Source organism: Streptomyces sp. JW3 (assembly GCF_052216785.1).
Taxonomy (GTDB): Bacteria; Actinomycetota; Actinomycetes; order Streptomycetales; family Streptomycetaceae; genus Streptomyces.
Genome location: NZ_JBQOUX010000059.1, coordinates 40,526 through 48,696 on the forward strand (window position 1 = coordinate 40,526; position 8,171 = coordinate 48,696).

Annotated in this window: 11 protein-coding genes; 4 read left to right on the forward strand and 7 right to left on the reverse strand. The window is 67.7% G+C overall.

The features are described from left to right. Window positions 1-190: 190 nt before the first annotated feature. A complete protein-coding gene (locus ACTT8P_RS23140) occupies window positions 191-616 on the forward strand; it encodes a hypothetical protein (RefSeq protein ID WP_442833618.1) in 426 nt (141 codons plus the stop codon). Window positions 617-662: 46 nt separating this feature from the next. Here the strand turns inward: ACTT8P_RS23140 and ACTT8P_RS23145 are convergent, their stop codons facing one another. The 6 genes from ACTT8P_RS23145 to ACTT8P_RS23170 form a co-directional block, all read right to left on the reverse strand. Then, the gene (locus ACTT8P_RS23145) at window positions 663-1,166 is read right to left on the reverse strand and encodes a hypothetical protein (RefSeq protein ID WP_442833619.1); all 504 of its coding nucleotides are present in this window, start codon (window positions 1,164-1,166) and stop codon (window positions 663-665) included. 56 nt (window positions 1,167-1,222) lie between these two features. Next, window positions 1,223-1,696 (reverse strand): hypothetical protein, encoded by a 474-nt coding sequence (locus tag ACTT8P_RS23150; RefSeq protein ID WP_442833620.1) that lies wholly within the window; start codon window positions 1,694-1,696, stop codon window positions 1,223-1,225. A 58-nt stretch (window positions 1,697-1,754) separates the two neighbouring features. Next, on the reverse strand, window positions 1,755-3,416 hold the full coding sequence (locus ACTT8P_RS23155; protein WP_442833621.1) for an alpha/beta hydrolase: 1,662 nt from the start codon (window positions 3,414-3,416) through the stop codon (window positions 1,755-1,757). A 178-nt stretch (window positions 3,417-3,594) separates the two neighbouring features. Then, window positions 3,595-3,921, reverse strand: a complete 327-nt coding sequence (locus ACTT8P_RS23160) for a hypothetical protein (protein WP_442833622.1) — start codon at window positions 3,919-3,921, stop codon at window positions 3,595-3,597. Between the two features lie 190 nt (window positions 3,922-4,111). Then, window positions 4,112-5,239, reverse strand: a complete 1,128-nt coding sequence (locus ACTT8P_RS23165; protein ID WP_442833623.1) for a WXG100-like domain-containing protein — start codon at window positions 5,237-5,239, stop codon at window positions 4,112-4,114. Window positions 5,240-5,259: 20 nt separating this feature from the next. Then, complete coding sequence (locus ACTT8P_RS23170) at window positions 5,260-5,586, reverse strand: WXG100 family type VII secretion target (protein WP_442833624.1); 327 nt, start codon at window positions 5,584-5,586, stop codon at window positions 5,260-5,262. A 200-nt stretch (window positions 5,587-5,786) separates the two neighbouring features. On the opposite strand from ACTT8P_RS23170, the gene ACTT8P_RS23175 reads away from it, so the two are divergent. Continuing rightward, window positions 5,787-6,290, forward strand: a complete 504-nt coding sequence (locus ACTT8P_RS23175; RefSeq protein WP_442833625.1) for a hypothetical protein — start codon at window positions 5,787-5,789, stop codon at window positions 6,288-6,290. Window positions 6,291-6,331: 41 nt separating this feature from the next. Continuing rightward, the gene (locus ACTT8P_RS23180; RefSeq protein WP_442833626.1) at window positions 6,332-6,913 is read left to right on the forward strand and encodes a hypothetical protein; all 582 of its coding nucleotides are present in this window, start codon (window positions 6,332-6,334) and stop codon (window positions 6,911-6,913) included. Window positions 6,914-6,952: 39 nt separating this feature from the next. Here ACTT8P_RS23180 and ACTT8P_RS23185 read toward each other — a convergent pair whose 3' ends face one another. After that, a complete protein-coding gene (locus tag ACTT8P_RS23185) occupies window positions 6,953-7,384 on the reverse strand; it encodes a hypothetical protein (RefSeq protein ID WP_442833627.1) in 432 nt (143 codons plus the stop codon). A 356-nt stretch (window positions 7,385-7,740) separates the two neighbouring features. Here ACTT8P_RS23185 and ACTT8P_RS23190 point away from each other — a divergent pair, with 356 nt between their 5' ends. Beyond that, the gene (locus tag ACTT8P_RS23190) at window positions 7,741-8,034 is read left to right on the forward strand and encodes an ATP-binding protein (protein WP_442833630.1); all 294 of its coding nucleotides are present in this window, start codon (window positions 7,741-7,743) and stop codon (window positions 8,032-8,034) included. Window positions 8,035-8,171 lie beyond the last annotated feature (137 nt).

Below are 8,171 nucleotides of genomic sequence, written 5' to 3' on the forward strand. Positions count from 1 at the left end.
GGGAACGCCGCCCGCCGGTGCGGGACAGCCGCCCGCGCAGCCGGTCCACCCCGCACAGCCAACCCACCCGGCACAACCGATGTACGCGGCGCAACCGCACCCGCCGCACCCGCCATACCCGGTACCGCCCTACGGTCAGCGACCCCGCCCGAGCGGACACCCTGTAGGCGCTGTCCTCCTCGCGCTCTGCGTGTCGGTCGTAGTCTCGCTGCTCTACAGCATCCTGATCCTGGCCACCTACAAGGAGCAGTCGGCCACGGCGGCCCACACCCTCTACCTCGCCCACGCGGCCGTCAACGCGCTGGTCGTCGGGGCCGTGGTCGGCCTGATGGGACACCGCAGCACGGGCGCGCACGTCGGCGGTGCCGTGGTCGCCGCGCTCGGCGCCTTCTTCGGCTTCACCAACTCACTGCCGCTCATCCTCGCCGAGAGCCAGGCACCCGCGGCCATCGGCGACATGATGGAGGCGGACCCGTTCCTCCCCGCCAAGATCTGGTGGAACGACGAGATCGGCGGCGGGGTCGACTGGTTCTCCCCGCTCGGCCTCGTACTCGCCGCGGCCGTCGCCTGGGGCATCGCCCATCTCATCGGCCGGAGCCGCGGGCGTGGCGCCTGAGAGCAGCCGAGCCTCGCTGACACCGCCATGGGCGAGGGCACCCCGGTCATCCGAAGTCGTTCGTACCCGCCGTGGGACGGGTCCCGATGGTCTCGTCGTACGTCGGCATGTTGGTGCCGTACGAGGCGCGCGGGTCCGGAGCTGTTGCGGAATCCTGTCCGACGGGGTGCCCGAGGGGGTGCTCGGCGCCCCCGTTCGGCCGCAGTACCGCGGGCATCGTCCCGGGGGCGGCCCGGACCGCGGTGTCCGTACCGGTTCCCTCGAAGTCCCGCGAGGTCCGCTCGTCGTTCCACTCGTGGCCGTCCGCGGACGAGCGGAGGTTGTCGCCGCCCGCCTGGATACGGGCATGCAGACCGTCGAGCGCCGGCTTCCAACTGGTGCCGATCTCCGTCAGGGCGGTCCCGAACGACCAGCCGGTGAGCGAGGTCCCCGCGGTCCCGGCCTCCTTGACCGCTTTGTCGGCGGGGCTCTTCATGGCACTGGCGATGCTGTCGCACGCCCCCGCGGAGGCACGCAGTTCGGCCGGGTCGACGTCGGTGGTCTGAGCCACGTCCGGTTCCTCTCAAGCGTCTCGTCGGTCAGGACTCGTCGGTCTCAACTCATCGGTCAGAACTGCTGCTGGGTCGCGCCGGGCGGAAGCAGACAGGGGGTGCGGACCGAGAACGACAGCCGTTGCGGCTTCGTCTTCCCGGAACCGACCGTGTCGGCCATGACCCGGTAGGAGCTCTCCTTGTCCCGGGCACTGAAAACCGCCGCCTTGCCGGCGCTCTGGAACTCCCGGTACGACGTGACCTCATACCCCTGCCCGGTCAGCTCCCGGCGGAGTGTGCGCACCACACGCGAGTGCTCCGTGACGGGGGAGTCGGAGTACACGTAGTAGAAGAGGCTGTACCGACCGTCCTCGGCGACTTCGTCGTCCTTCCCGACGCATTCCTCGAAGTTCGCCTTGGCCGTCGACGGGGTCAGCTCCACTTCCGTGAGCCGCGCCATGTACGCGGTGTAGTCCTCGGCCCACTTCACTGCCGCGTCCTTCGCCAAACGGGGCAGCGGGGCGTTCACGTTGTCGTCGCTCTGAGACACACAGGCTCCAGTCGAAAGCAGGACCGCGCAGACCGCGATCACCGCGCCGAGTGAGTGGCTAGAGGCCGGGGACGATGTAGCCCTCCGGCGGGAGGTCGTTGCCCTCCTTGGGAACCTCCTCGGGTGCCTGCCCCGCGATGATCCTTCCCTGGTTGTCGAGCGAGTCGCTGCCCTGATCCCAGTAGCCGCTGTGCCCGTGGGTGTCGACTGCGAAGTTGTTCCCACCGAAGCCTCCGAGCATCGGGTCACGGCCGAGGGTGTAGTCCGACAGATGGTTGATGACGGGGTCGTCCTCGGCACCGCCGATCCACACATGCTCCGGGTCCATCTGGAGGTCCTGCGCCTCGTCCACCGTCATCCCGGGACTCCCGACCACCACGACGTCATCGGCGCCCAGGCCGACGCCGCCCGCCGCGGCCGCGCCGACCACGGTGGACCCGTAGCTGTGTCCGAGCACGGTGGTGTGGCTGGGCGACCCGTCGTGGGCGGCCTGCGTACCGGCCACGAACTGACGGAGGTCCGGGGCCGCGTCCTCGGCCCGCCCCGTCCCGCCCACACTGTTGAAGTCGGTCGCCGACGCCTCGGGGGCGTCATAGCCGAGCCAGGTGACCATCGCCACGCTCTCCCCGTCGGACCTGGCCTCCGCCGCCGACTGGAGGGTGCCGATGCGGGCGACCTGCCCGGGCACGCTCTCCATGGTCGTGTTCGTGCCCGGCACGAGGATGCCCGTGTGCGCCGCGGTGTCCGGGTTGCCCATGGCGATGATGGCCCGGCCGTCGTCCTTGGAGTCGTAACCGAGGAGGTACAGCTCCCTGCCCTTGGGCGCGCTGTCGGACTCTTCGAGCCGGTCATTGAGCAACGCGAGGTTGTTGAGACGCTTGTTGACCGTCTCCGTGCTCTCCCCGGGGAAGTGCTCGGCGTAGCTGCCCTCCCGCAGAGCGTTGAGCTCCTGGGTGACGGCCGTGCGGTTGGCGTCGTCGCGCACGTCCGTCGGCAGACCGTCGGTCGCGCCGATCTCCTTCGGGTAGAGCGTGGTGTAGGTCTGCCGTTCCTCCAGGCTGAGCGCGTCCCACCACTGGGCCGCCGCCTGCGGATCGTCGTCCGGTATCTGCGGGGGCTGTACGCCGATGGCCTTCATCGCGTTCTTGGCGTCCTGCCCGGACTCCGCCGCCGCGTCGTGGTTGAACGGATCGGTGAGGATGTCGCCATTCAGCTCACCAAGGGCCTTCGCACCGTCGTCGCTGGCCTTCCGCGCGGCGGTCAGCGCCTCGTCGATGGCCGCCCGGTGCTCGCCGAGCAGTCCGCTGCGATCCGCGATGACCGCCTGTGCGTCCGGGTCCTGACGCGGCAGTTCCTTGGTCGTGGGATCGCTGACCCACCCGTCGTCGTCCACCTCGAAGTGGTCCTGCTCCGCCCGCCGCACGGCGTTACGGAGGTCCGTCTGGGCCTGCTCCATCCAGAACCCGGTGGTTTCGAGGACGGAGGCGACGGCCATGGCCTCCGTCTCGACCACACTGATCCGCGACTCGACATCCTCCAGGTAGAAGAGGGCCGCGTCGGCGTCATCGCCCTTCCAGGACTGGTGCAGGGGCCCGGTGACCTGCCGGCGGTGGCGGTCGGTCAGCCCGTCCATGGTGGTCGACAGCCCGCGCCACGACTTGGCCGCGGCCTCCAGATCGGAGAAGTCCTGCTTCATGAGCCGGCTGAAGTCAGAGGCCATCCCGACCCCCGCCCGGCCGTCCCGAACGCCTCTCCGGGCACGACAAGCCCAGACACACCACCATGCGGCAACCCCCGTTGCTATGACTCACTTGCTATGACTCACTTGTGAGTTCGAGGGTTCACCCTAGCCGAAGTCCCACCTTCCGGATCAAGGCTGTGGACGGACGGCTTCCGGCCTACTGACCCTGGTGCGGGGGCTGGTGCATGTAGGGGTTGTGGTGCTGCTGGAACTGCCCTGACGCCTGCTGGTAGTCCTGGGGCGGAGCGGCGGGGTACGGAGGCTGCGGGGCCGGGTAGCCGGGCTGCGGGGCCGGGTAGCCGGGCTGCGGGGCCGGATACCCGGACTGTGGGGCCGGGTAGCCCACGTCCTGGTGATACGACCCGGCGCCAGGGCCGACCAGGCTCACGGCGGAGTTACGGCGGCGAGACACGGCGAAGACGACGACGGCGGCAACCACGGCGCAGACGCCGACGGCGCCTACCACGAGGACGATCAATCCCACGGTGAAATTCCTTTCCGAATACGGCGGATGCGCCGGTCACGAGGTAACACGCGGAGCCGCGACACGGGCGCGACTCACTGTGTCGACGCACGCTTCCCCGTAGCAACTCGCGAACGGTTCAGGGGACACACACCCTTTCACGTGGCTGCCATAGCGTCATCCACTCAGCCGCCCGATCGAACAGTCGAGGTCACCCGAACTCGCTCCGCGCCCAGTCGTCCGTGCTGTTCGCGTGCGCGTGCTGCGAGGAAACCCGGCCTGCCGAGGCCGAGGCCGAGGCCGAGGCGGAGGCCGAGGCGGAGGCGGAGGCGGAGGCCGAGGCCGGTGCCCGGGCGGGTGACCGCGTGCCGTCCGCGGAGCCGGCATCCGTGGTCGCGGCGGAGCCTTCCTCGGTGGCGGCGGAGCGCCCGGTCACCGCGTCGACGCCCTGTTGCACCCGGTCCCCCACCGCTCCGGTGGCCTGCTCCGTGGCACCGTCCACGGCGCTGCCCAGCTGTCCGGGGATGTCCGTATAGCCGGCGAGGGTCGATCCCTCGCCCGCCGTGACCTCGTTCTTGAGGCTCTTCACGTACTCATCGGCCGCGGTGCCGGCGACGTCCGCCGTCTCCCCGAGGTCGATACCGGATCGGGCGTCGAAGTACGTCTCGATGCCCTGCTGGCCGAGGTTCTGCGCCATGCCGACCGCGGCTTCCTTCGCCTTGTCCTTGGCCGCGTCGACCACCTTCTCCTGGACGAGCTGCTGGGCCTGCTGTTTGATCTGCTCTTTGGCGATCTTCTTCAGCGCGTCCATGGTGGCGTGTTCCATGGCTTTGGTAATCGCCTCTGTGACCTCCTGCCGCAGCCTGTTGAGCAGCTCGCGCACGATGAGACGCGTGGCCTGCGTGGCTCCCAGCGCGCCGACCTCGGACAGTCCGAAGGTGAACGGCGCCGCGGCCTGCGCCGTGCAGATCTCGACGGCCAGGGCGATGAGTTGCGCGATCACCGCCAGTTTCGCCGTGAGGACCGCCATCGCGGACGCGTCGAAGGCGAGGGCGATCACTTCGCACGCCACCTTGGCGTCAGGAATGTACCTGTCCTCGCCGTTGGCGCCGGTGTAGGCGCCCCAGGCCTTGGTGAATCCGTCGACGGCGGTGCCGACGTTGGCGGCGACGACGGTCCGTGCGAACCCCTCCCCCTGTTCTCCTATGTCGTCGAGTGCCTTGCCGAAACTGCGCCAGGTCTCGGCGACCTCATGCAGCGCCTGTTCGTCAGCCTCGGGCCAGGAGTAGCCGAGAAGGTCGAGTACCCAGACAAGTTCGCCGGGCAGAGTGAGCGACATTCAATAGCCCCGTACGCGTATCAGAGTCGACCGGAGATTCCGTTCAGCAGGCCACTGTTCGACGCATCTGAACCATCATAGTTCTGCGCCATGTCCTGCAGGTTGTAGCCGATAGTTCCAAGTCGCTCCGCGAGGCCTTCCATCGAAGCGATGATGCCGTCGCGAATCGGCGTGTAGACCTGGCCGAAGATTTCCCCGAAGCCTGCGTCCGCCCATGGTTCCCCCAATCCTTCAAGGGTGTCCTGTAGCCCCTTGGAGGCTTTGGAGAAGCCATCTCCGAGTTGAACGAAATTCTGCCCCTGCTGCCGGAGCACGGCCGTGTCGACGTCGAAAGTGTCGAACCCCATCGAATTCCCCCACGCCTTCTTTACCTCGGCCCGAAGACCACACCTCGACACCTTAGACTCCTCCCGCACGACCCAGCGAGCCCGTCAGTCAAGAGTTCGTCAAACAACCAGGGGGACCGACAGCAGTGACAGCACAACCGCGTTTGAGCAGCACAGGCAACCTATGGATGGGCAGACTCCTCGGCGCAGGGCTGCTTCTCGTGGCAGCGGTCGTCGCCACCGTGACCGTTCCAGAACTGCGCAGCGAGCTCGCCGGGGAGGGGACAGACGGGACCCTCACCGTATCTTCATGTGATACGCACACAAAAACTCGTTACGGCACACACAGACGTACTACCGAACTCAAGTTCACCTGCACCGGAACCTGGGCCGCACAGGGCAGTGGAACCACCTATCCGGACGTGACGGTGAATACGTCGTCCCGTTTCGCATCCGGCGTGGAGATTCCCGTCGTCCAGGTGGACGACACCTTCGAGCAGCCGCAGGAACGGGACCCGGGTGACGACGCAGCAATTCTCGCTTTCTGCTTCTCCTTGCTAGTCTTCGGCGTCTTCTGTCTGCTCACTGGATTCGGCGGTCGCGGCGGCCCCGGGCTGTCCGCCTCCTGGCAGCACCTGCCCGCCCGACAAGTAACCGGACCGGCCCTCGGCGGTGTTTTCGTCCTCGGCGTCCTGGCTACCCTCGTCTGCGCTCTCATTCTGTGAGAAGGCATTTCTCCGTATCCCTATCCTAGGAATTCAGATCAATGACATCAGTACGCGGAAGCGCCTCGCCGGACACCGCCGCGCAGCAGAATCATGTGCGCGTCGGCCGACTGATCGGCGCGGGCCTGATCTTCGTAGGCGTCGTCCTCTTGGCCCTCGGCGCTTACCTCGGCCCCTATACCTACGCCACGTCCACACCGGGGAAGCTCACGGTCGACACCTGCACGGTCGAATACAAGTACAGCGGCACATCGAGCAAGACACGGAAGAAGACCAAGACCAGGTATTGCTACGGCACCTTCACCGCCGCCGACGGCTCCCATCAGGATCTCAACGCGGAACTGAGGAGTGACGCTCTCTACCAGGGCGGCGACGTCCTCGCTGCCCGCCGGACCGGCGACACCTCGTACCAGATGGACCACGGATGGACCGGCGCCATCGCGGTCGGCTGCGCGTGGCTGTCCGGCACGCTGATCGCCCTTGCCATCGGTGTGTCCGGCGCCCTCACCGGCTTCGCTTCCGGTCGAGCGGCCGACCGGAAGCTGTTCCGCGGTGCGATCACGGTGGCCATGGTGGGTGTGGTCGGCCTGGTGGTCAGTCTGCTGATCGTGTTCTTCGCGTGACGTGAAGCCGGTGCCCGTGGGCACACCCGTCGGTGCCGATCAGTACAGCGAGAAACCGCCGCTGTGCCGGCCCTGGTTCCTCCTCCCGGACTGCGAGAACCGCCCCTCCGGCTGCTTCGGCTCCGACGGTCCCGAGGAGGAACCGCCGCTCGTCAGCGCCTCACCGTGCCGGACCTGATGGCGCTCCTCTTCGGAGAGCGACTCCCACCGGCCACGTAGGGAGGCCATGCCACCACCGCCCAGGGCGCGCGCCATCGCCGGGTCGTCCAACGCGTCCCGCAAGGGGAGCCGCCCGGAGAGCATCCTCTTGGCCGCGTCCCGCAGATCCGTGCCCCCGCTGTCGTTCTGGGAGAGCCTGCGCAGGGCGGAGTTCAAGGACCGCACCTGCTGTGGGTCCAACGCCTCGTCGAGCACTCCGCGCTCCGGCGACAAGCCCTGCTGCTCGGGCGAGTTGTCGGCTTTCCCCGTCATACCGGCGTCTCCTTCACCACTGCACGCTTGCACACTCCTCGACACCCGCAGTATCCCCCCGTCGCGCACGGACGTGCCTTGGTGCCCCGACACCGCGCGACCGGTGCGGTGGCCGACGCTGTGCTGCAGTTCAGGCGTAGACAGAGGTCAAGTAAGTGTTGCCTCACCGCTACGGGCCGACGCCCACTCCCGTCCCCGACATCCGGCGGGGAGAGGGAGTGGGAAACCTGGACACCACATGGAGCAGGTCAGACGCCGGTGCCCACGGGCGCCGTTGGGTGTTCTGTGGTTTGGATCACGCCGCAGAAGCGGCGCTGACAAGGCACTGGGGCTTTCCTGCGACCTAGCTCACCAAGCTGAGCCGCTACCCGCTGATCGTGGTGGACGAGGTCGGCTACATCCCCTTCGAAGCCGAGGCCGCGAACCTGTTCTTCCAGCTCATCTCGAACCGATACGAACGCGCGTCCGTGATCGTCACCAGCAACAAACCCTTCGGACGCTGGGGAGAGGTCTTCGGCGACGAGACCGTCGCCGCCGCCATGATCGACCGCCTCGTCCATCACGCCGAGGTCCACTCCCTCAAAGGCGACTCATTCCGCATGCGAGGACGCGCACTCGGACGCGTCCCCACCACCACCGACAACGACTGAAACGACCGAACCGAAGACACCCGGGTCAGATCTCACCTGTCCAGACTGGGTCCAGGTTCAGGTTCTGGATCACTTTCCGTGCAGCGCTGACGGACGGTCACGGGACCGACCCGGTTCGCCGTACGGTCACCCGGCCA